Source organism: Aeromicrobium sp. 10G20-16 (assembly GCF_055809665.1).
Genome location: NZ_CM147919.1, coordinates 1,829,946 through 1,853,437, shown reverse-complemented (window position 1 = coordinate 1,853,437; position 23,492 = coordinate 1,829,946). Strand labels below are relative to the sequence as shown.

The following is a 23,492-nucleotide window of genomic DNA, read 5'->3' as shown; positions in this document are numbered from 1 at the left end:
CTGCACGTGCTGCCGCCCGACTGGAGGAGCGGCGATGAGACGCGTGGCGGTGGCGATGGTCGTGGTGATGGTCGGGACGCTGGCCGCGTGCGGTGGCGGGTCGGACGAACCTGATCCGAGGTTGGCCCAGCGGGCCGAGATGACCCAGGTGGCGGCCCGCGATGCGTTCTCGACGATCGGCGAGGCGGTCGAGGCGGCCGGCTACAGCAGCACCGGAGGCGGTCGGTGGACCATCTGCGGAATGGCGCCGAGCCCCTCCGGGGTCGAGTACGTCGCAGACGTCGCGGTCACGCAGGCGGGCACGAGCGGATCCGAGCAGGCCGACCTGATCGCGTCGGCGCTCACCGATGCCGGCTGGAAGGTCGACACTCCCACCAGCGAGGTCGTCCAGGCGTCCAAGGACGGGCTGGCCCTGCGGGCCGAGTACGGCGGTGCCATCAACCTGTCGATCCGGGGCGGGTGCATCGACGCCCCGAAGGATGTCGTCAACCGGCTCACGGACCGCCCGCGCGACGACCTGGGTCTGCAGCAGCCGTCCTGACCGTCCTCGAGCCTGCCGAGGCTTCGATGGCTGCAGGTTCTCGACCGACTGTCCGTTCCAGATGCCGACGCGAGCGCAGATCGAGGCGTTCCTGCAGGAGCTCCTCGACGATGCGGCCAGGCAGTTCCGCGCGTTTCGGCGGAGGCTTCGCCCTTCCGGGGCCGGTCAGCGACCAGACCAGCGCAACTGCTCGATGGGGATCGTTGATGTGGCTCATTGCGTGGCAACAGGGATAGGGGACTCCGTCGCTCGTTCCTCGCTCCTCCCCGAATCCGCTCCGCTCGACAAAGGCACCAGTGGCCCGCAGCAAAGAGCGCTGCGGGCCACTGGCACCTGCGGAGGTGCTGGGACGGTATTCCAACCTCGGTGAGACAGGGGCGAAGGTGCGATCGATGCGAGACCAAGTGGCCAAGGATGTTCGAGACGAGCCTTGGAAGGTGCCCGAGCTAACGGGTAGGAGCCGGACTCGATGGGTCCTGTCGGGACATGAGTCTTCCGTCCGCGCCGACTACGAAGCCGGCATGGGATCGGTGTCTTTGTCGACGAAGTACGGCGTCCCAATGAGCACCCTGTTGGACTGGCTGCGACGAGAGGGCATCGAAATCCGAAGCGGCGGCAAGCTCTCGACCGAAGACATGCTCGAGGTCAGACGGCTTCGCTCGGATGGTTGGAGCCACCAGCGGATCGCTGAACAGTTCGGAGTGACTCGGTCGGCGGTGTCGCTGCGGTTGAGTCGTGAGCGATGACCCAAGGTAGATCCCTGAACGATGTCGGGAGTCCGCGAGGTCACCTCGCGAACGAAAGAACCCATCTCGCCCGGATGTGGACAGCACTGTGTCTGCCGGCAGCGTCCTGGCGGGCGGGATTCTTGTGATCGCTGGTACGGGCGTCGTGGTGTACGGCAGCTTCAGGTATCGAGCCACCGCGCGAGAGCTGGAAGATGGGCGCTTCGAGACAGGGCGGTCGACGGTCGGTCCGGTGACAGCGGCCGCCGTCCTGACCGTCTCCATCCTCCTCACGCTGCTCATCTCGCTGCTCGTCGATGTCTGATCTGGGCAGTTCAGGCTGACGTGAGGCGGCGGCAGGGTCATTGACGCCGTGCCTTCAGTCGGACTCCTCGCTGGTGCTGCTCGAGGTGATGTCGGCTTCGGCGATGGCCAGAGCCATTCCCATGACGGCGCTCAAGCCGGCCAGGGCGAGGCCGAGATAGGTCCACGGGAGGGCTTGGAGCGTGTCGTTCTGCGCCAGGACTATGAGCATGAGTCCGCAGATGAACATGGCGGCGGCGACGAGGACGCCGACCGACCACTCGATGGTGCTCTTGCGGAGTGTCTTCATCAGGAGCTTTCCTCTCATGGACGGTTGGGTCTGTTGAGTTCAGGGCTTCTTGAGCAGCTTGCCGGTGTGTACGCCGCGAAGGGTGCGGACGGCGACGACGGCCCAGGCACTGAGAAGGAGGATGAACAGTGCGCCGGCTGCGATCTGGAGCACGTGGTTGCCGGTCAGCTGGGCCAGCCCGGAGGTGCCGGTGACCACGGTGCCGACCGGGAAGGTGAAGGACCACCAGGTCAGGCTGAACGGAAGTCCTTCCCTGGCGGTGCGGGCGGTGAGGGTGGCGGCGATCGCCAACCACAGCATCGCGAATCCCCACATGGGAATGCCGTAGACGAGGGCGAAGGCGTGGAACGCGGTGCCGTAGGGGCTGTCGAGCACGTCGGGGGTCACGTTGCCGAGGTGGTGGGCCGCGGTGATCGACTGACCGACGGGGCCGAGGACGATCCATAGGGTGGGCACGGCGCCGGCCGCTCCGATGCCGTGGCGCAGGAGCCGGTTCCAGATGAACGCGATCATGATGATGCTGCACATGAGTGTGAGGCCGAAGAACGTGTAGCAGGCCAGCAGCATCGTCTGCTGGGCCTGGCCGGCCGGTAGGTGCGGGATGAGGGCAGCGCCGGTGGCGGCACTGACCATGGGCGGGACCACGGGCATGAGCCAGCCGCCGAAGGCGGAGTCCTCGCGGACCTCGTGCGAGGTGAAGGCACGGATCGGCACCAGCACGGCCGTGGTCAGACCGAGCAGGGTCCCAGCGGTCCACAGCACCCAGTCCAGCGTCAGCGCGGCAGTCATGCCGATCAGGTGGTGTCCCACCAGCACTGCGCCGGCACCGACGGTCATGAGTCCCATCGCGGGCGCGCCGTAGAAGTGCGACATCACCGGATCGTCCAGGTGACCGCGGGCCACCTCGCCATGCAACGTCCAGTGGCCGGCAGTCGCCACGACCACCACGACGAGCAGCAGGAGGGCGAGGACCCAGACGGTGGTGGCGAAGACCGTGATCCCGGGCACCGTGAAGGGCAGGGAGGCAGCGGCGACTGCGACGATGCCGGTGCCCATGACCGAGGCAAACCAGTTGGGTCCGATGAAGCCGAGAGCCGGAGCGCCCTCGAGATCGCGGAGCCAGCCCGTTCGGTCGCGGGTGCTGCGGGCGGCGTGCTCGCTGGTCGTCGTGAGGTGTGCGGTGGTCATGACTCCACTGTGGTCTCGATGCGGGGTTGCCGGTAGAACCCGTCACCCTGTGGCTCCACAGGGCAGACCTGTGGAGGACGGGTAGTCTAGGCAGATGCGCAACATCCCCGATCTGGCTGCTCTTCAGCTACTGGTCGACGTGGCCACTCATGGCAGCATCGGCGCTGCGGGCCGAGCGAACGGCATCACCCAGCAATCGGCATCCGAACGGCTCAGAGCCGTCGAGGCCCAGACGGGACTGACCCTCCTGCGTCGTGCTGCCGGAGGATCGACGCTCACCGAGTCCGGTGTCCTGATGGTCGGCTGGGCCGCACGTCTGATTGATCTCGCGCACGAGATCGACGAGTCGATCGCGACCCTGCGCGACGACCGGGCCCACCAGCTGAGCATCGCGGCGAGCATGACCGTCGCCGAGCACCTGCTTCCCCTGTGGCTGGTTCGGCTTCGCCAGCAGCACGACACCGTCGTCAGCCTGATCGCCACCAACAGCGAGCACGTGCGGACGGCCGTGGCGGACGGGTCGGTCGACATCGGTTTCGTCGAGGACGGTGCCGACCCCGGTGACTTGGCGTCACTGGTCGTCGCTCGCGACGAGCTGGGCCTGTACTCGGCACCGCACGACCCATGGGCCAAACAGGACTCGCCGCTGACTCCAGATGAGCTCGTCACACGGCCTCTGACGTGGCGTGAGCAAGGGTCAGGCTCCCGTCGCGTCGTCGACGACGCGCTCGCAGGGCTCGGCTTGACCGCCATGGCGCCAGCCGTCGAGCTGACCACCACGTCCGGCATCCGATCGGCGGTCAGCGCCGGAAGCCCGCCAGCGTTCATGAGCCGGAGCTCGGTGCGCAGCGACGTGGAGGCGGGCCGGCTCGTTGAGGTACCGATCACCGGGTTGGACCTTTCGCGCGACCTCACCGCGCTGTGGGTCGGCAGCGGCCGCCCGCCCGCCGGTCCGGTCCGCGATCTGCTGGCGATCGCCACGAAGGCCCGCACGAGATGAGCACCGATCGCCGGTCGCGAGTTGACGAGCCGCACGTCTTCGCGCTCAATGCGCTGGTCCGTGCGTGGCGCGCGGTGGGCGACGAACAGCGGTTCGTCCCGTGGTTCGACCCGGACGGTCCTGGCGTGAACGCGAGGATCCTGGTGCTGATGGAGTCGCCCGGCCCTCGCACCGTCGCCGCGGGTGACCTCGGGTTCAGCACCGAGGACAACGACGACCCGACGGCGGCCGCACTCCGTTCCGCGCGAGTTTCTGCGGGCATGGCCCGTGACGGGTATCTGCGGTGGAACGTGGTGCCGTGGCCGACCTACGACGCTGCCGGCCACCGCCGCCCTCCGCTGGTACGAGATCTTGAAGAGGCGCGTCCGGCGCTGGCCGCGCTGTGGGCGGCTCTGCCCGCCCTCCAGGTCGTCGTCGCCGTCGGGACACCAGCCCTCCAAGGTGTCATGCGGCTGATGACGATCGACGAGACTGCCCGAGTCGTGCCCGCGCTGGGCGCACCGCACCCGTCACCACGCAACGCCCACGCTCGCGCAGAAGCCTTCAATCGACTGCGTGTGGCTCTTGAACGAGCCCAGGAGATCGCGACCTCCTGAGAGCGTGAAGATCTTGACTCACGTCCGCCGCCGACCTGTCGCACTCGTTCGGCGCGCAGGCTGTCGTTGCGCCCCAGGGCTAATGTTGCGGCAATGTCATCTCGCGGTACGACCACGAGGGTAGGGACACCCAACTGGCAATTCCTTCGTGATTGGGAGGGTCGGATCGCGCGCTTGCCCATTGTGCATGGCATCCCACACGGTTCGCCGGTACCATCGTCCTTGGCGATGGACCCCGCCTGAGTCTCAGACTCGAACCGCATTGCGCTGATGGCTCCTGCTACTCGCAGGAGAAGTGTGTCCACATTCGATGACCAGCCCGTCGATCCGGACGTCGAATCGTCCGACCGCGTTATTGATCGAGGTCGTGCAGGCCATCGCCTGCGGGCAGTCACTTCTGTGCTCTGCGAGCGTTGGGACATTCTTGGCGTGATTGCCGCCGGTGGCGCTGCGGGTGCGATCGGGCGCGGGGCGCTGCTGGATGCGTTCCCGCACCGGCTGGGTGAGCTGCCGTGGGCGACGGTGGCGATCAACGCGAGCGGATCTCTGCTGTTGGGCGTCCTCATGGTCGTGGTGGTTGATGTGCTGCCAGATCAACGTCTGCTGCGGCCGTTCCTGGGCGTGGGCGTCCTGGGTGGGTACACGACCTTCTCGACCGCAGCGCTGGACGTGCACGAGCTGCTGCGCACTGGGCACGTGGCCGTCGCGGCTGCCTATCTGGTGTTGAGCGTTTCCTTGTCGTTGCTGGCGGTGTGGAGCGGCCTTGCCGGCGCCCGGTCAGTCGTCCGCCGAGTACATCGCGTGGCCTCGTGATGACGGTCCTCGTGGTCGCCCTGGGCGCAGCGGTAGGAGCGCCGACCCGCTACCTGGTCGATCTGTTCGTCCAGTCTCGCCATTCCTCGTCCCTGCCGTGGGGCACCATCACCGTCAACGCGATCGGGTCATTCGTCATCGGCCTCATCGCGGGACTCGCGGCCACCTCGGATGTCGACCAGGTAGTGGTGGCACTGATCAGCACCGGTTTTTGCGGGGCCCTCACGACCTTCTCCACCTTCAGCTTCGAGACGGTCAGGCTGATCGAGCAGCATCACGTGCCGACGGCCTTGCTGAACGTCGGACTGAGCCTGATTCTGACCATCGTCATGTGCGCCGGCGGATACGAGCTGGCCCTCGCGTCATAACACCTTTCTGAAAGGAAGTAGCCAGATGAAGGACAACCGCATGGAAACGGCGGACATGCGCATCAACCTGCGCGAGGCAGACGGGTCCGCGGGCGGTCTCGTCGTCGGGTTCGACCGAGACAGGTCGTCCGTGGAGGCGCTGGAACGAGCAGCCCAACTGGCAACCCGGCTGCTGATACCTCTTCACGTCGTGCACGCGGTCGACCTGCGCGACTACCCGATCGACCCAGACGGCCCCGACTGGGAGAACGAGGCGAGAGCCACGTTGCGGGACGAAGAACGCACCGTCCACGACGTCCTTGACCGTTTCGACTGCGTGTGGTCCTACCAAGCCGGACGAGCAGACCCCGCCGACCTCCTGATCAAGGTCGCGTCAGAGACCGAGGCCCTGATGATCGTCGTCGGCAGCCACGGCCAAGGCATAGGCACAGCGCTGACGCACCTTCTCGAAGGTTCGATCGAGCACCGACTCCTCAGCGGAAGACCACCCTGCGGGGTGCTCGTCGTACCTGATCAGATGAGGGAGTAGCCGAGCCTCGACTGTGAGTCATCCCGCGCGTCGCCGGTTGGAATAGCTTCCTCAGGGGGTCAGATTGGCGGAGGCGCTGGGACGGTATTCCAACCTCGGTGAAACAGGGGCGAAGGTGCACGCGATGCGAAGTCGGGTGGCCAAGAACGTCCGGAGTGAGCCGTGGAGGACACCGAAACTCGGCGGAGGCAACGGGACTCGGCAGGTCTTGTCAGGTTACGAGTCGTCTGTACGAGCAGACTATGAAGCGGGCATGGGATCGGTGTCGCTGTCGAGGAAGTACGGAGTTCCGGTGAACACCTTGCTGGACTGGTTGCGGCGCCAAGGTGTTGAGGTTCGAAGTGGGGCGAAGCTCTCGACCGAGGACATGATCGAAGTCCGGCGGCTTCGCTCGGATGGCTGGAGTCATCAGCGGATAGCAGATCGGTTCGGGGTGAGTCGGTCGGCTGTGTCGCTGCGATTGGCTCGTGATAGTCAGCGAGATGGAAGCACTTCCCAACCATGAGATTCACCATGCCTCCGCAACCTCTGGATTGGGCGGTCGGTGCTACCAAGCGGCTAGGTACTCGGTGACTGGAGGGGCACCTTTTACCAGCGTTGTTCTCCACGGGAGCCGGCCTGCCTTCTGAAGTTGCCCTATGAGGACTATGGGGTGAACCCCCAGCTCGACGGCCTCGGATCTGATCCACTGCGACGTAACACGCTGGGGGACCGGCGGAAGGTCCCCTGGGAGAACCCATGTTGCAGCAGCCTGGTCAGCTTCCTGCTCGAGTCCGAGAGTGGGCCCCCGTTCCTGATCGTCAACGATGTACTGCTCTTGCTCAAGGTGGCCGCTGTGAATATGACCTGCCTCGTGCAAGATCGTGAACAGGACCTTGTCCAGACGTTTACCTCGTCCGGAGACGCAGATGATGGGTCCGCCATCGGCATGCTTCAGGGAGCACCCGTCGATCTTGCTGGAAGGGAATGCCTCAAGGTAGACCAATCGAACACCAACGGCGGCAAACGCAGCCGGCAGGCTGAGAACTCCGTCGGGAACTCGTGCCATGGTTGTCACTTGCGAGGCAACGGCGGCAAGTCCCTTGGTGCTGTAAGGCCCAACCTCGATGTTGTCCGCTTGGCGGCGCGCGAACGCGGCCCAGGCCAGCTGCGTGTTCATGACCGGTTCGTGCGCATTGGCTCGCCGAGCTGCCATCAGCAACGGTGGCTCGTCGAAGATATCTGGGACGCCGAAGAGCCTTTCTAGCGCCCGACGCTGACCGTCGAGGTCACCGCTAGGGATCAGGCCACGGCTCTCCAGGAGAGAGATCGGGGCCAATTCCTGGAGGCGGGCACGGAGGCGAACCGCCTGTAGTTGACTCTGCACCTCGGAGTCGCCCTGCTGAGTCCACAGCAGGTAGGTGTTCTGCAAGTTCAGCCAGTACTCGGGCGAAGTCCCCAGAGCGGCCGCGATCTGAACTGCAGACTCGCGCGTGATCTCCTTCTTTCCCGAGATGATCTCGGAGACGAACTGTGCAGGCCGATCCAAGATCTCGGCAAACGCGACCTGGGTCCAGCCGCGAGCGTCAAGCTCGTCAGCTAGAAACTCCCCGGCCGGGAAAGCTTCCGCAAGGCGAGTGTTCATTTCGGGCCTCCCTTCAGTGATAGTCGACAACTTCGATGACGGTGACCACGCGCCCTGGACTCTCGGTCCGGAAGCGCAGGATCAGTCGGTACTGGTCGTTGAGACGTATGGAAAAGGTGCCACGCCGATCCCCCTTCAGCTTCTCGAAACGGAGGCCGCGCTGCGCCGCAAGGTCGCGCTCGTCCATGGCTGCCGTGAGGATCTGGACCTTCTTGCGGTACGACCGCAATAGGTCCTCGCCCCAGTCCGGAGCGCGGGCATCGCTGTCCTCCGCCAGACGACGCAGCTCCTCGTCGCCATATTCAATCTGCACGCAGTCCCTGCTCCATCACCTGAAGGCTGATTCGGTGATGCGCACTCTACGCCTCTGACGACCATCCTACGCGACCGACACGATTAGTCAACCTAGGTCCATCACCCCTGAGGTGATGATTGTGCTACGCTTATCGGAATTGGTCGGATCCGCCGATCACCGGACGAGAGAAGAGAGCGTCATGACTGCAACGAATACGGCCAAACCCCCGTCGAAGGTCGCCACGATCGTCGTCAACACCAGGCAGCACGAGTGGGCCGACAAGAAGATCAGCTTCGAGCAGGTGGTCGAACTGGCCTTCCCTGGTCAGCCTTACGATCCGGCTGGCACGCTCGTCGAGTACAGCCGAGGTCACGGCCCAGACCACTCGTTGCGTCCCGGCAAGGACGTCGTGGTGAAGGACGGGATGGTCTTCGATGTCGAGCCCGCCAACCGCTCCTGACGAGGAGATCGCTCGGCTGGTGGCCGACGGCTACGACATGGTGCTCGCAGGCGGACACCTTGTCGTACGTCGGCTCCCGTACATGTCGCCGACTGGACTTCGGCGAGACGGGCGTCTGGTGCTGCCCGTCACCTACACGGCAGGTGTGGTGGCAGACGCCACGGATCACCGGATCTGGTTCGCCGGCGAGGAACCTCGAGACGATCGGGGTGGGGCGCTCGGAAGCGCCGGCCAAGCGCACGGATTCGGCAACGGCGAGACGGCTGACCACATGCTCTCGTTCAAGCCCCCGAGCGGTGCCTACGCGAGCCTTGCCGAGAAGATCCGGCACTACGCACACATTCTGCTCAGCGCCGCTCGTGAGATCGACGCCGACCTCGTCAACACTCCGGGAGGCTCGTTCCAGGTCGTCCCAGATGACTTGCCGCTGGTGTACTCCGACACGAACACGGCCCGCGTTGGGCTGACGAATCTGAACAACCTCTACCGCGGCCACACGATCGCCATTGTCGGCGTCGGCGGCACAGGCAGCTACATCCTCGACCACCTCGCCAAGACGTGGGTCGACCGCATCATCCTCATCGACGGCGACGTCTTCGAGCATCACAACGCCTTTCGAAGCTCCAGGTGCCGCGGCAGAACAGACGGTGCTGTCCAAGCCAAACAAGGCGGAGTACTTCGCTCAGGAGTATCAGCGAATGCACCGAGGCGTCACGGCCCACCCCGTCGCGCTCACACCCGACAATCTGCACCTTCTCGAAGAAGCCACGTTTGTGTTTCTCGCTGCCGCCGATGCGGAGACAAGGCCAGAGATCATGCGCTGGCTCCAAGAGCGGGACGTGCCATTCATCGATGTAGGGATGAGCTTCCGAGAAGGGGAAGGTGGGCTCACGGGAATGGCAAAGGTCTCGGCGTACCTGCCCGGCGGCGACATTGCTGTGCCGACGGCGCCAGCCCTCCCACCGGGAGAGGATGACTACAGCAGCAACGTCCAGATCGCGGAATTGAACTCGCTCAATGCAACGCTCGCGGTGATCCGCTGGAAGCGCCATCTGGGCTTCTATGCGACCCATGAAGATTCAAACCAGACGATCTACAAGCTCTATCTCAACGAACTGCGGAACGGGGACGCCGAATGACACAGATCGATCACTACGCCCTCGAGTTCGTTGAATCCTTCCCGCAGCCCATGCGTCCCGGTGTCGTCTACGTATCAACTGCCTACTCCACGGCCGGGCACGTATGTCCGTGCGGATGTGGCCGAGACGTCGTCACCAAGTTGTCTCCGGCTCGCTACCAGCTCATCTTCGACGGCGAAGTCTCACTCAAGCCGTCAGTGGCGGCGACAGGCCTGCCATGCAACTCCCACTACTTCATCACTCGGGGAAGAGTGGACTGGCATCACAAGCTGAGCGCGGTCAAGGCCGCCCGCGTCCAAGCGTCGGATCGACGTGCAGTCGAAGATCGCCGAGCGCCCGCGACGCAGCCCGAAGTACGTCTGGTGACCCGCATGTGGCGTCGCCTCAAAGGTAGTAGCAGCGACTGATCTGAATCGTCGTTACCTAGCCGAGTGGCCATCGACCCGACCCGGCGGGTCCCCTCGTGGTCCGAATAAGGACCACAGGGGACAGGTGTGGAGACCTGTGGCCGCTCGACGCTGGGTCAACTGGGTTCGGTGCTGGTAGTCCCGAATCTCGCAGATCGGGCGTCCGCTTGCTGCGGCCCTGGCAAGCGGCGCGCATCTGCCAGAGGCAACAAACTGCGGACCCTGTCGTTCCATTGACAAAAACTGACTTTTGTTCGACGATGAATGACGAACTCGATGAATTAGACCAGGCCGAAGGGATTCATAGTGGCCAGTTTCTGTCGGCGAGTGACTTCAAGCTGCTGTGGAGAAGGAGAGCGTCTTCCGAATGCCTGGGAGGCTCGGGGTCGTCCGAGTGCCGCTAGAACCAAGTGTTTCGAGGCGATGCCAGTGGCAAGGGTTGGTTGGTCGTCGAGCGGCTCGGAAAGGATATGAGCGAGCCGACCCGCACATTCCTTGAGGCAACGGAGTATCTCGACATCGAGCACGAGGCCGTTCGTGAATTCACCGCGAACTCGATCGTTGGCGCGCTCACCGACAGGGAGAGGGCGATGCGACTGTTTGTCGCCGTCCGTGACCAGATCTGGTACGACCCCTATCAGGTGTCTGATGACCCATCGCACTACCGAGCGAGTCACGTCCTGGAGGCTGGGCGTGCCTATTGCGTTCCCAAGGCGGTGCTGCTGACTGCGGCCTGCCGCGCAGCCGGCATTCCGGCGCGCCTGGGTTTCGCTGATGTGCGCAACCATCTTCAGACCGATTCGTTGCGTGAGTTGATGAGCGGGTCAGATCTTTTCGTCTTCCACGGTTATAGCTCCCTGTACATCGATGGACGATGGGTCAAGGCCACCCCGGCATTTAACCGCGAGCTGTGTGCTCGGTTCGGGGTCCCCCCCGTTGAGTTCGACGGCGAGAACGACGCGCTGATGCACGCATTTACCGCTGACGGCACCCAGCACATGGAGTACGTACGAGACCGTGGCGTCTTCGACGACCTGCCATTGGCCGAGATCCTGACGGAACTCCAACTTCACTACGGACTGCTGATGGGGGCCTCGATACCCGCGGTCTCCGATGCCTTCACCGAGGTGCCCAGCGCCGACCATGCCGTAAACATTCGAACAACGCCCTCGACGTCGGAGATCCCATGACCATAGCGAGCACTGCGGCAGCCCTGGACGTGCGCAACCCGTCAGATGGACGTTCGGTCGCGACCGTCGAAGTGAACGATCGCGAGTCGGTGAACGCCATCGCGGATGGGCTCCGAGTTGCGCAAGGTGCGTGGGCAGAGACGGCCCCCCGCGAGAGAGCGAGATGGATGCGTCAGTGGCGCGATTGGATCCTGGCACACACTGATGAGCTCACTGACTTGTTGCAGGCCGAGACCGGCAAGGTCCGCCCCGACGCGCTCGTGGAGACGACAGCGTCATGCGAGTTCATCACCTATTACGCCGATCACGCGGAGCAGTTCCTCGCCGACAACAAAGTGAGGTCGTCAGGTCTCCTGAGCCTTCCGAAGCGACTGTCCACGTCCTACCACCCTTATCCATTGGTGGGACTGATCACGCCGTGGAACTTCCCGATCACCCTCTTCCTTATGGACGCCGCCCCGGCTCTAGCCGCCGGGTGTGCAGTCCTGGCCAAGTCGTCCGAGGAGACCCCCTTGACGTGCGCGCGCGTCGTCGAGGGATGGAATGAGATCGGGGCACCTCCGGTTCTTGCCCACGTCGTCGGTGCCGGCAGCACGGGAGCAGCTGTGGTCGACGCCGTCGACTATGTGCAGTTCACGGGCTCGACGGCTACGGGTCGCGCGGTCGCAATACGTTGCGCTGAGCTGCTCAAACCGTTGAGCTTGGAACTCGGCGGAAAAGACCCGGCAATAGTGCTCGAGGACGCCGACCTGTCGCGGGCGGTGGAGGGCATCGCGTGGGGCGGCCTCTTCAACGCCGGCCAGGTCTGTATCTCGGTCGAACGCGTGTACGTCGTCGCCGAGATCTACGACGATTTCGTGGCTCGACTCACCCAGCGCGTGCAGTCCCTGTCTCAGGGGTCGGCGCTAGGCAGTGACGTGGGGGCAATGGTCACCGAGAATCAGGTCGACATCGCAGATCGTCATGTCAGCGAGGCCGTTCTCGCCGGAGCGCGCGTCGCGGCTGGCGGAACGCGCGGTGCTGTGGGCAACTACTACGCTCCGACGGTACTCGTCGATGTCGATCACACGATGGCGTGCATGACCGAAGAGACGTTCGGCCCGACCATTCCGGTGATGCGTGTTACCGACGAAGATGAGGCCATCCGGTTGGCCAACGACTCGACCTACGGTCTGTCTGCAACGGTGTGGACACGCGACCACGCGCGAGCGCGACGTGTCGCGCGGCGACTGCAGGCGGGCGCGGTCAACATCAACGACGTCTTCAGCAACCTCTTCGCCACCACGTTGCCCCACAGCGGTTGGAAGTCGTCAGGGATCGGTGCGCGGCTAGGTGGCGCGCAAGGGATGCGCAAGTACTGCCGGGTCCAGGCCGTGACGGAGCCGCGCCTGCCTGTGCTGACGCAGGAGATCAACTGGTACCCGTACACCTCCCGGCGTACGGCCATCGCTGGACGGGTGTTGCGAGTGGCAGCTGGTCGCGGTGTGAAGCAACGACTCGGACTGAACAAGGAGCAGAGCAGATGACGAACAGCAGCACACGAACCATCCCCAAGACAGTGGCGATCACTGGCGGGGCCCGTGGGATCGGGTATCAAACCGCCAAGGAGTTGATCGGCCGTGGTCACCGCGTCGCCATCGGTGATGTCGACGAAGCTCGGGCCAAGGAGGCCGCTGACGAGCTCGGGGTGAAAGTGGTGACCCACCTCGACGTGACCGATCCCGAATCATTCCGGACCTTCTTGGACCTGGTCGAGGCCGAGCTCGGGCCTCTCGACGTGCTGATCAACAACGCCGGCATCATGCCCACCGGATACGCGCACGAAGAGGAAGACGCAATCACTCGCCGGCAGGTCGAGATCAACATCCTCGGTGTCATCTTTGGGACCAAACTTGCGCTCCAGCGGATGCTGCCGCGGCGTACAGGTCACATCATCAACACTGCCTCGTTGGCTGGCGAGCTTGCCGTCCCGGGCTTGGCGACGTACTGCGCCACCAAGTTCGCGGTGATCGGTTTCACGGAGGCAGCGCGCCAGGAGTACCGCAAGTCGGGAGTTCAGCTTCTCCACGGTCCGGCCAACCTTCACCAACACCGAGCTCGTCGCGGGCACCGCTGGGGCGAAGGGGCTCCGGAACGCAGAGCCGGAGGAGATCGGACGAGCCACGGCAGATCTGATCGAGAACCCTCGACCGTTCGTACGCGTCACGCGGCTCGCTGGTGGCGTGATCGCGGCCATGAAGTTCGTTCCCGGCCGGCTCGCAACGGGCCTCGGCTCCGCACTTGGCGCTGACTCAGTGTTCCTTACGGATGTCGACATGGGCGCCCGCCAGACCTACTTGGACCGAATCAGAGACAACTGACCTCCGGATCTCCGCCAACCCTGCCTCCACTCGAAGGAATTCACATGCCGCACACGACCCGCCTGCAGGACTACCCGCATCAGATCGGAGGGCACTGTGGATCCGGCGCCATGCGCGACCTGCTGCATTGGCATGGTCTCGGGTGGGACGGACCTCCCAGTGAGGGTCTGGTGTTCGCCCTAGGAGGGGCACTGGGGCTCTCATATGTCCGATCGAGCGGTCTCATCCCCCCGATCTACCTGGTCGGGCGTGGTGCGGACTTCGAAGTAGATCTGCCCACGCGCCTCGGCGGGGACGTTGAGATGCTCACCACCGACGACGCCGACGAGGGGTGGTCCTGGGTGCGCCAAGAGGTCGACGCGGGGCGACCCAGCTTGGTGTGGGGTGACATTGCCGAACTGCCGTACTTGAGGGTCAAGCTGCAGATGAGTCGCCACGACATCGTCGTGATCGGCTACGACGAAGATCAGGGTGTGGCCTTCGTCGTGGACAACGACCGGGCTGAGGTGCAGGAGGTCCCGCTTGACGCACTGGCGCGCGCGCGGTCATCCAAGTCGTTCCCCGAGCCGACCCGCCACTGCACCTATCGAATCGAGTGGCCCGATGAACTGCCGGACCTCACGGTGGCCGCATCCACCGCGTTCCAGCAGTCGGCGGAAAGCATGCGCCACCCCTCAGGAGGGGGGATCGTGAACCTCAAGGGAGCAACGAGCGGAGCCGAAGGTCTGGCTGCCGTCACCCTCCTGGCGTCCGATGTCGAGACCTGGGCTGGGCTCCCGCTCGATGAGCTCGAGATTCTGCTGTTCAGTTTGAGTGCCTTCATCGAAAAGGCAGGGACCGGCGGAGGACTCTTCCGCCAGCTGCTCGCGGACGGTTCTGACGACGTCGCTCGGCTGACCGGAGACGTCGCCACCAAGGAACTCGCCGACGTTGCCGGCCGATGTGCCCAAGCGTGGACGAAGGCCGCACGTGCCGGTATCCAGCGAGATGTCGACGTGCGGACTCGCGTGAACTCGGTTGTCGCGGCGGTCAGCCTGCTGCCGCAGCTCGAGAAAGACGTGGTCGGCGCCCTGGAGGCAGCAGCAACGTCGCTGTCTCGCTCTCGTGCCTGATTGCGGAATTGATATCAGGGACAGCGACTTTTGAAGGCATCACCAATAGAGGAGTCTCATGCGGAGCACGATGATGGACGTCGCCCTCACCACAGCGGGCATACTGCGCCATGGATCGACCGTGCACGGCGCGGCTACCGTGCGGACGCTGCAGCCCGACGGGAGCGTGAAAGTTGGCACGTTTGCCGAGGTCGGGCGGAGATCGGCCCAGCTCGCGAATGCCCTCCGAGAGTGCGGGGTCACCGGGGACGACCGTGTGGCGACGTTTATGTGGAACAACCAGGAGCACGTGGAAGCGTACTGCGCCGTACCGTCGATGGGTGCTGTGCTGCACACCCTCAACTTGCGCCTGACAGCGGATCAGATCATCTACATTGCGAACCACGCCGATGATCAGGTCGTCATCGTGGATGGGAGCGTTGTGCCCCTTCTCGCCCCGGTGTTGCCACAACTCGCTGCTGTCCACACAGTTGTCGTGACAGGTGGGGTGGACCTCACTCCGCTCCGCCGCGACGGTCTGACGGTCGTGGGCTACGAGGACTTCATCGCAGGTCAGCCTGAGACGTTCGACTGGCCCGATCTGGATGAACGCTCAGCCGCGGCGATGTGTTACACCTCCGGCACCACTGGGAATCCGAAGGGCGTCGCCTACAGCCACAGATCGACATACTTGCACTCGATGGCAGCATGCGCTGCCGACGGGCTGCGAGTCAGCAGTGACGACCGAGTTCTAGCGATCGTGCCGATGTTCCATGCCAACGCGTGGGGGCTGGTCTACGCCGCGTTGATGGCTGGTGCAGACCTGCTCATGCCTGAGCGCTTCTTGCAGGCTGAGCCGCTGGTTCGGCTCATCGACAGCGAGAAACCGACCATTGCCGGCGCAGTCCCGACGATCTGGAACGACGTCCTTCATTTCTTGGAGGCTCACCCGAGTTTCGACGTCACCTCCCTCGATCTGGTTGCATGCGGTGGTTCCGCAGTGCCTCTCCACCTGATGCAGGCATTTGAGGAGAAGTACGGCATCAACGTGGTGCAGGCGTGGGGCATGACCGAGACTTCTCCTTTGGCGTCCATTGCCCGGCCATCGACATCACTCGACGCTGACGAGCAGTGGCGACTTCGAGCCACGCAGGGTCGGCCGGTCGCAGGGGTGGAGCTGAGGATTGTTGACGACGAGGGGCACGATCTCCCGCACGACGACAAGTCGGTCGGCGAGATACAGGTACGCGGCCCTTGGATCACTGGATCGTACGTCGGCGAGGAAGCGGACGACGAGAAGTTCCACGAGGGCTGGTTGCGAACCGGCGACGTCGGTCGGATCGATGAACACAGCTTCGTCACGCTGACCGACCGGACCAAGGACGTGATCAAGTCCGGCGGAGAGTGGATCTCCTCAGTTGAGCTCGAGCTTCTGCTCGCCGGCCACCCAGACGTACTCGAGGCCTCGGTGATCGGTGTGCCGGACGAGAAGTGGCAGGAACGGCCCCTGGCAGTCATTGTCGTACGGGACGGTCGTGAGCCATCGCCTGAAGACCTGCGGAGGTTCCTCGACGGTAAGGTCGCGAAGTGGTGGCTGCCTGAACGATGGTGCTTCGTCTCCGAGGTGCCTAAGACTTCGGTCGGCAAGTTTGACAAGAAGCGTTTGAGGGCCCTCCACGCTGACGGAGAGTTGAGCGTCGTCGAGATCTAGCACCTCATCTTCGCTGGGCCCATATCGAACGGAGTGGAAATTGTCAGGCAAGACCGAGCCGCAAGGTCGTGGCGACGACCAGGCAGATATCGCCGGTGACGCGGACAACCGCGAGCGCGCGGACGTCATCTCCCGGTGGTCCGATCACCTTGTCTTGTTGGAAGCTGTAGAGGTAGGGCAGGTGCTGCCTCCGCACTCGTTGAACTGCGCAGGCTGCGGTCCAGACAATCCGTCTGGACTGCGGATGCAGGTCATTCGCACAGCGAACGGTGTCGAGTCGACCCATAGCTTCGGTGACGGTCAGGTCGGTGCGCCAGGTATCGCGCACGGGGGAGCGGTGGCGCTCGCGTTCGACGACCTCTTTGGGTTCGCGCTGTACACGGTGGGCACGCTCGCCGTCACACGAAGTTTGACAGTCGAGTATCAAGCGCCGTTCCGCCTGTACCAGCCCTACAAGTTCAACGCAGAGGTCGTCGAGCGCACAGGACGTCGGCTTCTGCTCCACGCCGATGCTTGGGACTCAGCAGGTCGAAAGGCAGGCTCGGCCGACGCCACTTTCGTGGTGGTCGAGTCGGCCCACTTTGCGGCGGCCCCACCGGATCATGAAGTGGGCGGTTTGTGATCGCGATCCCGAGACGGGGAGTGGCGTGGTGGATTGCGTACGTAGTCTGCAAGCCCATTCTGGTCGCTGTGCGTCGTCGCGACTGGCGTGACGTGGACAGGATCCCTTCGCGGGGTGGTGCAGTGCTCGCCGTGAACCACGTCTCCGAGATCGACCCGTTGCTGATCGCCGAACTTGTACTGGCGAGGGGGCGAACTCCTGCCTTCCTCGCCAAGACCAGTCTCTTCAGTCGGGGCCTGGTGGGAACCTGGTTTCGTGCGGCCGGACATGTCGAAGTTGATCGCGATCACGGCGGTGATGGCTTCGGCGCAGCGTTGAGGGCGCTACAGGGAGGCGCGCTTCTCGTGGTCTACCCCGAGGGCTCGATCACGGTAGACCAGCGCGGGCGTCCGATGACTCTGAAGACAGGAGCGGTCCGGCTAGCACTCGAGTCGGGGGCCCCACTCATTCCGGTGGCGCAGTGGGGGGCGCAAGAAATTCTTCCGGCATACAGCCGTCGTCCGAGCCTTCTGGGACGGCCCCGAGTCAGCATCGACGTCGGGCTTCCGCTCCGCCTGGCGGATCTGAGTGAGGGCCTGTCGACTTCCGATGCTGTCAGCGAAGGCACGCGACAACTCCACGAAACCCTGACGCGAATGGTGGATGAGTTGGCGCGTGAGCGAATCCACAAGTGACGGCAGCAGCCTGCGGGATCGCAAGGCGCGCAGATCGATGCTGGAACCGGGTCAGTTGGCAGGCACACGGATGAGGTCGGAACGCTCGACCGGCGTTCGCTGCGTGATGACCTTCTTGCTGAACATGAAGTCACGTGGACGATTGACGCAATCGGCCGCGATGAGCTGCCCTTGCCGCAGGTAGAAGCAGCTGAAGTCGCGGTCACGGCTGGGATCGCCGCTGAGGATGACCTCGTCGTAGCCGATGTTGAGGCCCGCAATCTGAAGCTTGAGGTCGTACTGGTCCGACCAGAACCATGGCAACGCAGCAATTTCCTTCGACCTCCCACTGATCGTTGCGGCGGCGACCTTGGCCTGCTCGCCAGCGCTGGGCACGGACTCCAAGCGAATCCGACGGCCGTATCGCGCGTAGTCGTGGCTGGCACAGTCACCGGCTGCGACGATGTGTGGGTCACTCGTGCGTGCGTGGGAGTCGATCACCACTCCGTTGTCCACTACGAGGCCTGCGGCCGCGGCCAGCTCCGTGTTCGGCTCGACACCGATGCCGACGATGACGATATCGGCGGGAATGGACTCGCCGTGGGCCAAGATGACTTCTTCAACCCGGTTCTCGCCCGTGATTGCCTCGACGAGAGCGCCCGTCCTGATGCTGACGCCCGCCTCTTGGTGGATGCGATGGAAGAACGCCGAGACTTCGGGTGCGGTGACGCGCTCGAGGACTCGCTCAGTCGCTTCCAGCACGGTGACGTGCAACCCGAGAGCGCGCAACGAGGACGCTGTCTCCAGCCCGATGTAGCCGCCACCCACGATCACAGCGTTGGATGCAGTCGTGGCGGCTTCGCGGATCAGCTCGACGTCCGCTGCCGTGCGGAGATAGAAGACTCCGGCCAGGTCAGCGCCGGGTGTGGGGAGCCTTCGGGCGCGGGCCCCGAGGCAGAGCGCGAGCTCGTCATACGCCACAGTCTCCCCATTGCTCAAGGTAAGGAATCCTGCAGAGCGATTGATCTCGTCCACTGTTGCGTTGAGAAGCTGAATGTCCTGCTTCGCGTAGAACTCGAGGTTGCGGATCTCGAGCTCCTCCAGCGTGCTTCTCCCGGCGAGATAGGCCTTGGAGAGCGGAGGGCGGTGGTATGGCACCGCGGACTCATTGCCGATGAGGAGAATATCCCCGTCCCATTTCTCTTGGCGCAGACTGGCCGCAAGTTGCGCACCAGCATGACTTGCGCCAATGATGACTGCCTGCGAGACAGTCACCCCTCGGACTTCGGGGTGAGCTGAACCATCAGCTTGCTGATGCCGCGCACAAAGTTGGACTGCACGTACTCGGGCTCTCCAACAACCTCGATGTTCTCGAACCGCGGGAGCAGCTCCTCCCAGAGAATCTTCAGCTGGAGCTCTGCCAGACGGTTGCCCATGCAACGGTGGACGCCGAACCCGAAAGCGATGTGGTTGCGCGCGTTGGAACGATCGATGATCAGCTCGTCGGCCCGTTCGAAGAGTGCCTCGTCGCGGTTGCCTGACGCGTACCACATGACGACTTTGTCACCCTTGCGGATGAACTGGCCGTTCAGGACGACGTCCTTCTTGGCAATACGGCGCATATAGGCAAGCGGTGTCTGCCACCGGATGATCTCCGAGACCATGTTGGGGATCAGATCGGGATTTGCCTTCAGCTTCTCGAACTGGTCGGGGAACCGATTGAGCGCCAGGACGCCGCCGCTCATGGAGTTCCGAGTGGTGTCGTTGCCACCGACGATCAGAAGGGTCAGGTTGCCGATGAACTCCATGGGCCGGTCGATCAGGTCCTTGGTGTCCTCGTTGCTCTGCAGCATGGTGATCAGGTCGAAGCCGGGCGCCTCGCCGGCCGCGGTCCGTGCCGCCTTGTCGCGCCAGAGGGCGCTCAGGCCTAGCGCCGCGTCGCGCATCCCACGGAACACGTCGTCGTTGTCGGACGGTCCGCCGTTGGCCTGTTCCATCGACGAAGCAAGGTCCGACCACTCGACAAGCTTGTGGCGCTGCTCGTACGGGAAGTCCAGCAGTGTGGCGAGCATCCGGGCCGTGAGCTCGACCGAGACCTTGCTGACCCAGTCAAACGGTTGGTCGACCGGCAGGTCGTCCAGGACCTCACGGACACGTGATCGGATCAGGCCCTCCATCTCACGCAGGTTCTTGGGGGCGACCACACCTTGGACGGCAGCTCGCTGGAGGTCGTGCCGAGGCGGATCCATCGCGATGAACATCGCAACGTCGAGGAAGCGGGGCGGAGTGCCGATGATGATGAATGGCTCGGCCGAGAAGGCATCGTGGTTCTTGTCCACGGCCACGATGTCGGCGTGACGCGTGACGGACCAGAACGGACCGAAGGGGCTGTTCGCCTGGTAGTGGACCGGGGCCTCTTGACGCAGCCGCTCGAAGTAGGAGAGCCAGCGTCCCTGCCGATACATGAACGGGTTGCTCATGTCGATGTCGGTGAGCTCGACGGTCTCGACGGGAGGGATCGGCTTCTCGACGAAGAGCTTCTGACCGTTCGTGCCCGTCACCCATCGACGCGTCTTGTCGTAGAAGTGGGCGCCCTGGATCTGACGGTCGACCGGAATGGCCGACTGGGCTTTGTTGGTGATCGCATCGGAAATCTTCATCGTGAGGTGTCCTGGTCTCTCGTCGTCACATCTGGAATTCGGGGAGTTCGACGGTCAATCCGTCCCATGCCGCGGATACCGCCATCTGGCACGAAAGGCGAGAAGTCGGTTGACGCTCAGGGTTCATCGAGAGCATCTCCTCTTCTTCTGGGCTCGAGAGGCCGACAGTCTCGGACCACTGCGGGTCAACCACCACGTGACAGGTGCCGCACGCCGCTTCCCCTCCGCAGTCCCCGTCGATTCCGGGAATTGCGTCGTTGACAGCGACCTGCATCAAGGACTGACCCTCCTTGAGCGTGGCCTCGAACTTCTCGCCGTCGTACGACACGAAGGTGACAACTGCCATGGAGAACTCCTGATGTGGTCGGAAGTGTGGAAAGATCCTCGCCCCAGTGTTGCCACGGCAGGTGGCTGTGACTAGTGTCACCCGGGTCAAGATGTTGTGAATTTGGCTCATTGAGCATGTGGGGAGTCGGTGGTGTATCGCGACGAAGTGGGCGTGCCTCCCTTGGCGTTCGCCCAACTCCTGGCAAGCGCGGCTCTCGACCCAGCTGCCGTCGCACGATTCGACGACATCATGGCTCGCGAAGGACTGGATGCTCGAGCGCTCGTCGAGCGCGATGTGCAGGCGCCATTGCGATGGTTCCGGGAGGTTTACCCCGAACTTGACTCAGACGAGGCCACACGGCTTGGGCTGGCGTGCGCGGACCAAGCGCAACTGACCTCTTTCGGCCCGTTGAGCCTCCCCCTCGTCAGCGCCGGCTCGGTCTCTGAGATCGTCGAGTTGCTGACCTTCTTGCCGCTGATCACAACTGCCCTGAGCCCTCAGATGCATCCGAGTGAGCGTGGTCTCACTGTGGCACTCAACGGGCTCTCGGGCGACCCAGACCTGGACCGTTTGGCAATCACTTACTGTGGATCTGCACTCGTTCGCCTACTTGAACTGCTCGTTGGTGACATGTCTACCGTCACGCTCCACCTGAGTTGGCGGAGACCATCGTCGATGGATGATCACGAGGACGTTCGTGCCGGCCGGCTGACTTTCGACGCCCCGATCTCGTTTCTTCGCGTTCCGGCCGCGACGCTCACCGAGGTGTGCCGATTCTCTGACCCGATCGCGTACCGACACGCGATATCCGACCTCGAGAAAGATCTCGAGCATCGTCGGGGGGCCAGGACGTTCTCGCGAGCTGTGAGGAGTCTGATAGATGAAGGAGCAGTGCTGAGAAGCGGCCAGTCCGTTGCGGCCGAGCTGTCGATGTCCGTCAGCACTCTCAAGCGGCGTCTCGCAGGTGAGGGGATGACATTTCGCGACATACGTGAAGCCTCGCTTAAAGAGCGTGCAACGTTGCTCCTGCTCGAGCGATCGGTATCGGTGAGCGAGATAGCCACTGACCTCGGTTACGGCGACGTGGCCAACTTCTCTCACGCTTTCAAGCGATGGACGGGCCAGTCCCCGAGCCAATTTCGGCGCGATGAAGAAGATCGATGACGCAGGACCGGCCCGGTCCTAGGAGCAGTCTCACAGCGATGGTGCTTCGGACCGCTGCAGGCCCAGGTACCGCAACGCCACTTCCGAGATCTGCTGGCCGGTGGCCACAGCGTCTGCCCCAGGGAGTGCAAGGTGGCTGACCGTGAGACGCACCAACGCGTCTGTCGCATCCTGGACGTCCGACCCGTTGAGCTGAGGAAACTGGTGGTGGAGCCACGCGGCAAGGGTCTCGCTTGATACGTCCAGCAGTCTTCCCGACGTCGTGATCAGCGGCAGCATGCCTTTCCGCGTGTCTAGCGCTCCGGGATCGAGCACCGGGTCGCGGTAGGACACCAGCACGGCTCGCAGCAGCGGGCTCTTCTCAGATTCGGCCAGAGTGAACTGAACTGATGCCTGAATCCCACCTGCCGCATCGGTCGAGAACCTCTCAAGGACTTCCCTAATGCCAGCGAGGAATCGGTCGGCCTCATGGAGGACGAGTGCCTCGCCCAGCCCTTGCTTGTCTCCGAACTCCTTGTAGAGCATCGCGCGGGGAGCACCGATCAAGGCAGCAATCTGCCCGACCCTCACCTTGTCCCATCCCTTATCGACCGTTTCGCTGTATGCGGCCTCTAGGGCTCGCTTCCGAAGGTGAGCGCGGTAGGACTCCCTCAGCGGTGTCGTCATGAACAAATGTTAGTGGAATGTCACGACTGAAACGTGATAGCACAGGGTAGATCGCAGTTGACCGACCTGAGAGACGGGGCCTCGAAGGCCCAGCGTCGTCGGGCCATCGCTCGACCATGTCGGTGAGCGGTTCTTTCGGACACCTACACAGTCGCTCGAACGCCGCCAAGCGACGGAGAGTAGAACCGACAGGAATATCGGACGGGGGTTTGGCGCCGACGGTGAGTCGCGCGAAACCGTGACCAGCGCGGCATGCTCACTGGCGAATCAGCCGCTCGAGGCAGGCGGGGACGCATTATCTCACGTCAGCCCGGGTCGGCGAAGGCGCCCCGGCAGGATGCGAGCCCCTGTGACCGCTGCGAAGGCTCGGTACATTGAATCCACAATCCCGAGTGACGACGGATCGCCACCTGACTGTGGCCCAGGGAAGTACGTCCCCTCTGGGTAGGCAAAGGGGGACCGCGTCGTACCTTCTCGGGCCGGCACTGACTCTGTCTTCCTTCCCACGGCAGTACTCGAACCTCGCGTCCGACGGGCGGCGGCTTGGTAATTAGACGTTCGAGGACATTGCGCTATGGGGTGGGTTCTTCGATGGGGCGAGTCGGATCTACGTTCTCCGATTCTAATCCTCGGGCGCGTTGATTCACCGCGATTGCCCACGCGTCGGTCGTTCGATGTGGAACGGTTCAATCGGCCGCGCCGCCACCAGATGGCCGCCGTTCGATCGAGGCAGACTCCAGAACGTTGAG

27 protein-coding genes, 2 pseudogenes and 1 riboswitch are annotated in these 23,492 nt (G+C 63.8%); of the genes and pseudogenes, 21 read left to right on the top strand and 8 right to left on the bottom strand.

Annotated features, from left to right (window positions below):
* Positions 1-34: 34 nt before the first annotated feature.
* The 3 genes from AC0L5F_RS09350 to AC0L5F_RS09340 all read left to right on the top strand — a co-directional run bounded on the left by AC0L5F_RS09350 (position 35) and on the right by AC0L5F_RS09340 (position 1,591).
* On the top strand, positions 35-541 hold the full coding sequence (locus tag AC0L5F_RS09350; protein WP_473313050.1) for a hypothetical protein: 507 nt from the start codon (positions 35-37) through the stop codon (positions 539-541).
* Between the two features lie 560 nt (positions 542-1,101).
* Entirely contained in the window at positions 1,102-1,287 is a 186-nt protein-coding gene (locus AC0L5F_RS09345) for a helix-turn-helix domain-containing protein (RefSeq protein ID WP_367649067.1), read from the top strand.
* A gap of 88 nt (positions 1,288-1,375) precedes the next feature.
* Entirely contained in the window at positions 1,376-1,591 is a 216-nt protein-coding gene (locus AC0L5F_RS09340) for a hypothetical protein (protein WP_173490368.1), read from the top strand.
* Positions 1,592-1,645: 54 nt separating this feature from the next.
* Here the strand turns inward: AC0L5F_RS09340 and AC0L5F_RS09335 are convergent, their stop codons facing one another.
* Entirely contained in the window at positions 1,646-1,879 is a 234-nt protein-coding gene (locus tag AC0L5F_RS09335; protein ID WP_173490369.1) for a hypothetical protein, read from the bottom strand.
* A gap of 39 nt (positions 1,880-1,918) precedes the next feature.
* Positions 1,919-3,067 carry a TDT family transporter gene (locus AC0L5F_RS09330; protein WP_173490370.1) on the bottom strand — a complete coding sequence of 383 codons (1,149 nt, stop codon included), beginning with the start codon at positions 3,065-3,067 and terminating at the stop codon, positions 1,919-1,921.
* A gap of 94 nt (positions 3,068-3,161) precedes the next feature.
* On the opposite strand from AC0L5F_RS09330, the gene AC0L5F_RS09325 reads away from it, so the two are divergent.
* The 6 genes from AC0L5F_RS09325 to AC0L5F_RS09300 all read left to right on the top strand — a co-directional run bounded on the left by AC0L5F_RS09325 (position 3,162) and on the right by AC0L5F_RS09300 (position 6,878).
* Positions 3,162-4,067 (top strand): LysR family transcriptional regulator, encoded by a 906-nt coding sequence (locus AC0L5F_RS09325; protein ID WP_473313048.1) that lies wholly within the window; start codon positions 3,162-3,164, stop codon positions 4,065-4,067.
* Positions 4,064-4,663 carry a uracil-DNA glycosylase family protein gene (locus AC0L5F_RS09320; RefSeq protein ID WP_173490372.1) on the top strand — a complete coding sequence of 200 codons (600 nt, stop codon included), beginning with the start codon at positions 4,064-4,066 and terminating at the stop codon, positions 4,661-4,663. The genes AC0L5F_RS09325 and AC0L5F_RS09320 overlap by 4 nt, the downstream gene beginning before the upstream one ends.
* A gap of 215 nt (positions 4,664-4,878) precedes the next feature.
* Positions 4,879-4,950, top strand: a riboswitch (Fluoride riboswitch).
* 10 nt (positions 4,951-4,960) lie between these two features.
* Positions 4,961-5,476, top strand: coding sequence for a fluoride efflux transporter FluC (locus AC0L5F_RS09315; protein WP_217361347.1), 516 nt, complete (start codon positions 4,961-4,963; stop codon positions 5,474-5,476).
* Complete coding sequence (crcB, locus tag AC0L5F_RS09310; protein ID WP_173491098.1) at positions 5,476-5,844, top strand: fluoride efflux transporter CrcB; 369 nt, start codon at positions 5,476-5,478, stop codon at positions 5,842-5,844. The genes AC0L5F_RS09315 and crcB overlap by 1 nt, the downstream gene beginning before the upstream one ends.
* Before the next feature lie 25 nt (positions 5,845-5,869).
* Positions 5,870-6,373: a universal stress protein gene (locus AC0L5F_RS09305; RefSeq protein ID WP_173490374.1), complete on the top strand. Its 504-nt coding sequence runs from the start codon at positions 5,870-5,872 to the stop codon at positions 6,371-6,373.
* A gap of 124 nt (positions 6,374-6,497) precedes the next feature.
* Positions 6,498-6,878, top strand: a complete 381-nt coding sequence (locus tag AC0L5F_RS09300) for a helix-turn-helix domain-containing protein (RefSeq protein ID WP_473316178.1) — start codon at positions 6,498-6,500, stop codon at positions 6,876-6,878.
* Between the two features lie 42 nt (positions 6,879-6,920).
* Here the strand turns inward: AC0L5F_RS09300 and AC0L5F_RS09295 are convergent, their stop codons facing one another.
* Both AC0L5F_RS09295 and AC0L5F_RS09290 read right to left on the bottom strand, forming a co-directional pair.
* Complete coding sequence (locus tag AC0L5F_RS09295) at positions 6,921-7,997, bottom strand: HigA family addiction module antitoxin (RefSeq protein WP_473313047.1); 1,077 nt, start codon at positions 7,995-7,997, stop codon at positions 6,921-6,923.
* A 13-nt stretch (positions 7,998-8,010) separates the two neighbouring features.
* A complete protein-coding gene (locus AC0L5F_RS09290; RefSeq protein ID WP_473313046.1) occupies positions 8,011-8,310 on the bottom strand; it encodes a type II toxin-antitoxin system RelE/ParE family toxin in 300 nt (99 codons plus the stop codon).
* A 139-nt stretch (positions 8,311-8,449) separates the two neighbouring features.
* Here AC0L5F_RS09290 and AC0L5F_RS09285 point away from each other — a divergent pair, with 139 nt between their 5' ends.
* The 11 genes and pseudogenes from AC0L5F_RS09285 to AC0L5F_RS09235 all read left to right on the top strand — a co-directional run bounded on the left by AC0L5F_RS09285 (position 8,450) and on the right by AC0L5F_RS09235 (position 17,946).
* Positions 8,450-8,752, top strand: a complete 303-nt coding sequence (locus AC0L5F_RS09285) for a multiubiquitin domain-containing protein (RefSeq protein ID WP_473313044.1) — start codon at positions 8,450-8,452, stop codon at positions 8,750-8,752.
* Positions 8,727-9,311, top strand: a pseudogene (locus tag AC0L5F_RS09280) (DUF6791 domain-containing protein); the annotation flags it as partial. The gene AC0L5F_RS09285 and the pseudogene AC0L5F_RS09280, both read left to right, overlap by 26 nt.
* Positions 9,312-9,399: 88 nt before the next feature.
* Positions 9,400-9,891: a hypothetical protein gene (locus tag AC0L5F_RS09275; RefSeq protein WP_473316231.1), complete on the top strand. Its 492-nt coding sequence runs from the start codon at positions 9,400-9,402 to the stop codon at positions 9,889-9,891.
* A complete protein-coding gene (locus AC0L5F_RS09270; protein ID WP_473313043.1) occupies positions 9,888-10,298 on the top strand; it encodes a ubiquitination-like system serine protease family protein in 411 nt (136 codons plus the stop codon). The genes AC0L5F_RS09275 and AC0L5F_RS09270 overlap by 4 nt, the downstream gene beginning before the upstream one ends.
* A 470-nt stretch (positions 10,299-10,768) precedes the next feature.
* On the top strand, positions 10,769-11,488 hold the full coding sequence (locus AC0L5F_RS09265) for a transglutaminase-like domain-containing protein (protein ID WP_473313042.1): 720 nt from the start codon (positions 10,769-10,771) through the stop codon (positions 11,486-11,488).
* On the top strand, positions 11,485-13,014 hold the full coding sequence (locus AC0L5F_RS09260; protein WP_473313041.1) for an aldehyde dehydrogenase family protein: 1,530 nt from the start codon (positions 11,485-11,487) through the stop codon (positions 13,012-13,014). The genes AC0L5F_RS09265 and AC0L5F_RS09260 overlap by 4 nt, the downstream gene beginning before the upstream one ends.
* The gene (locus tag AC0L5F_RS09255; protein WP_473313040.1) at positions 13,011-13,778 is read left to right on the top strand and encodes an SDR family NAD(P)-dependent oxidoreductase; all 768 of its coding nucleotides are present in this window, start codon (positions 13,011-13,013) and stop codon (positions 13,776-13,778) included. Before AC0L5F_RS09260 ends, AC0L5F_RS09255 begins: the two co-directional genes overlap by 4 nt.
* A gap of 114 nt (positions 13,779-13,892) precedes the next feature.
* Positions 13,893-14,960: a BtrH N-terminal domain-containing protein gene (locus tag AC0L5F_RS09250; RefSeq protein WP_473313039.1), complete on the top strand. Its 1,068-nt coding sequence runs from the start codon at positions 13,893-13,895 to the stop codon at positions 14,958-14,960.
* 58 nt (positions 14,961-15,018) lie between these two features.
* Positions 15,019-16,650 carry a fatty acid--CoA ligase gene (locus AC0L5F_RS09245; RefSeq protein ID WP_473313038.1) on the top strand — a complete coding sequence of 544 codons (1,632 nt, stop codon included), beginning with the start codon at positions 15,019-15,021 and terminating at the stop codon, positions 16,648-16,650.
* Between the two features lie 40 nt (positions 16,651-16,690).
* Positions 16,691-17,272 (top strand): PaaI family thioesterase, encoded by a 582-nt coding sequence (locus AC0L5F_RS09240; protein WP_473313037.1) that lies wholly within the window; start codon positions 16,691-16,693, stop codon positions 17,270-17,272.
* 131 nt (positions 17,273-17,403) lie between these two features.
* Positions 17,404-17,946, top strand: coding sequence for a lysophospholipid acyltransferase family protein (locus AC0L5F_RS09235; protein ID WP_473313036.1), 543 nt, complete (start codon positions 17,404-17,406; stop codon positions 17,944-17,946).
* A gap of 51 nt (positions 17,947-17,997) precedes the next feature.
* Here the strand turns inward: AC0L5F_RS09235 and AC0L5F_RS09230 are convergent, their stop codons facing one another.
* The 3 genes and pseudogenes from AC0L5F_RS09230 to AC0L5F_RS09220 form a co-directional block, all read right to left on the bottom strand.
* Entirely contained in the window at positions 17,998-19,200 is a 1,203-nt protein-coding gene (locus tag AC0L5F_RS09230; protein ID WP_473313035.1) for an NAD(P)/FAD-dependent oxidoreductase, read from the bottom strand.
* Positions 19,201-19,211: 11 nt separating this feature from the next.
* Positions 19,212-20,585: pseudogene (locus AC0L5F_RS09225) on the bottom strand (cytochrome P450); the annotation flags it as partial.
* A 25-nt stretch (positions 20,586-20,610) separates the two neighbouring features.
* Complete coding sequence (locus AC0L5F_RS09220) at positions 20,611-20,931, bottom strand: 2Fe-2S iron-sulfur cluster-binding protein (protein WP_056287516.1); 321 nt, start codon at positions 20,929-20,931, stop codon at positions 20,611-20,613.
* 132 nt (positions 20,932-21,063) lie between these two features.
* Between AC0L5F_RS09220 and AC0L5F_RS09215 the strand changes: the two genes are divergently transcribed.
* Complete coding sequence (locus AC0L5F_RS09215) at positions 21,064-22,077, top strand: helix-turn-helix domain-containing protein (protein ID WP_473313034.1); 1,014 nt, start codon at positions 21,064-21,066, stop codon at positions 22,075-22,077.
* A 30-nt stretch (positions 22,078-22,107) separates the two neighbouring features.
* On the opposite strand, the gene AC0L5F_RS09210 is transcribed toward AC0L5F_RS09215, so the two are convergent.
* Positions 22,108-22,743 carry a TetR/AcrR family transcriptional regulator gene (locus AC0L5F_RS09210; RefSeq protein WP_473313032.1) on the bottom strand — a complete coding sequence of 212 codons (636 nt, stop codon included), beginning with the start codon at positions 22,741-22,743 and terminating at the stop codon, positions 22,108-22,110.
* Between the last annotated feature and the right edge of the window lie 749 nt (positions 22,744-23,492).

Excerpts from the sequence above, each read along its gene's own strand:
- AC0L5F_RS09350 (WP_473313050.1), top strand. The coding sequence starts at position 35 with ATGAGACGCGTGGCGGTGGCGATGGTCGTGGTGATGGTCGGGACGCTG.
- AC0L5F_RS09250 (WP_473313039.1), top strand. The coding sequence starts at position 13,893 with ATGCCGCACACGACCCGCCTGCAGGACTACCCGCATCAGATCGGAGGG.
- AC0L5F_RS09210 (WP_473313032.1), bottom strand. The coding sequence starts at position 22,743 with ATGACGACACCGCTGAGGGAGTCCTACCGCGCTCACCTTCGGAAGCGA.
- AC0L5F_RS09260 (WP_473313041.1), top strand. The coding sequence starts at position 11,485 with ATGACCATAGCGAGCACTGCGGCAGCCCTGGACGTGCGCAACCCGTCA.
- AC0L5F_RS09265 (WP_473313042.1), top strand. The coding sequence starts at position 10,769 with ATGAGCGAGCCGACCCGCACATTCCTTGAGGCAACGGAGTATCTCGAC.
- AC0L5F_RS09245 (WP_473313038.1), top strand. The coding sequence starts at position 15,019 with ATGCGGAGCACGATGATGGACGTCGCCCTCACCACAGCGGGCATACTG.
- AC0L5F_RS09320 (WP_173490372.1), top strand. The coding sequence starts at position 4,064 with ATGAGCACCGATCGCCGGTCGCGAGTTGACGAGCCGCACGTCTTCGCG.
- AC0L5F_RS09345 (WP_367649067.1), top strand. The coding sequence starts at position 1,102 with ATGAGCACCCTGTTGGACTGGCTGCGACGAGAGGGCATCGAAATCCGA.
- AC0L5F_RS09220 (WP_056287516.1), bottom strand. The coding sequence starts at position 20,931 with ATGGCAGTTGTCACCTTCGTGTCGTACGACGGCGAGAAGTTCGAGGCC.
- AC0L5F_RS09270 (WP_473313043.1), top strand. The coding sequence starts at position 9,888 with ATGACACAGATCGATCACTACGCCCTCGAGTTCGTTGAATCCTTCCCG.
- AC0L5F_RS09300 (WP_473316178.1), top strand. The coding sequence starts at position 6,498 with ATGCGAAGTCGGGTGGCCAAGAACGTCCGGAGTGAGCCGTGGAGGACA.
- AC0L5F_RS09255 (WP_473313040.1), top strand. The coding sequence starts at position 13,011 with ATGACGAACAGCAGCACACGAACCATCCCCAAGACAGTGGCGATCACT.
- AC0L5F_RS09325 (WP_473313048.1), top strand. The coding sequence starts at position 3,162 with ATGCGCAACATCCCCGATCTGGCTGCTCTTCAGCTACTGGTCGACGTG.
- AC0L5F_RS09330 (WP_173490370.1), bottom strand. The coding sequence starts at position 3,067 with ATGACCACCGCACACCTCACGACGACCAGCGAGCACGCCGCCCGCAGC.
- AC0L5F_RS09295 (WP_473313047.1), bottom strand. The coding sequence starts at position 7,997 with ATGAACACTCGCCTTGCGGAAGCTTTCCCGGCCGGGGAGTTTCTAGCT.
- AC0L5F_RS09305 (WP_173490374.1), top strand. The coding sequence starts at position 5,870 with ATGAAGGACAACCGCATGGAAACGGCGGACATGCGCATCAACCTGCGC.
- AC0L5F_RS09335 (WP_173490369.1), bottom strand. The coding sequence starts at position 1,879 with ATGAAGACACTCCGCAAGAGCACCATCGAGTGGTCGGTCGGCGTCCTC.
- crcB (WP_173491098.1), top strand. The coding sequence starts at position 5,476 with ATGACGGTCCTCGTGGTCGCCCTGGGCGCAGCGGTAGGAGCGCCGACC.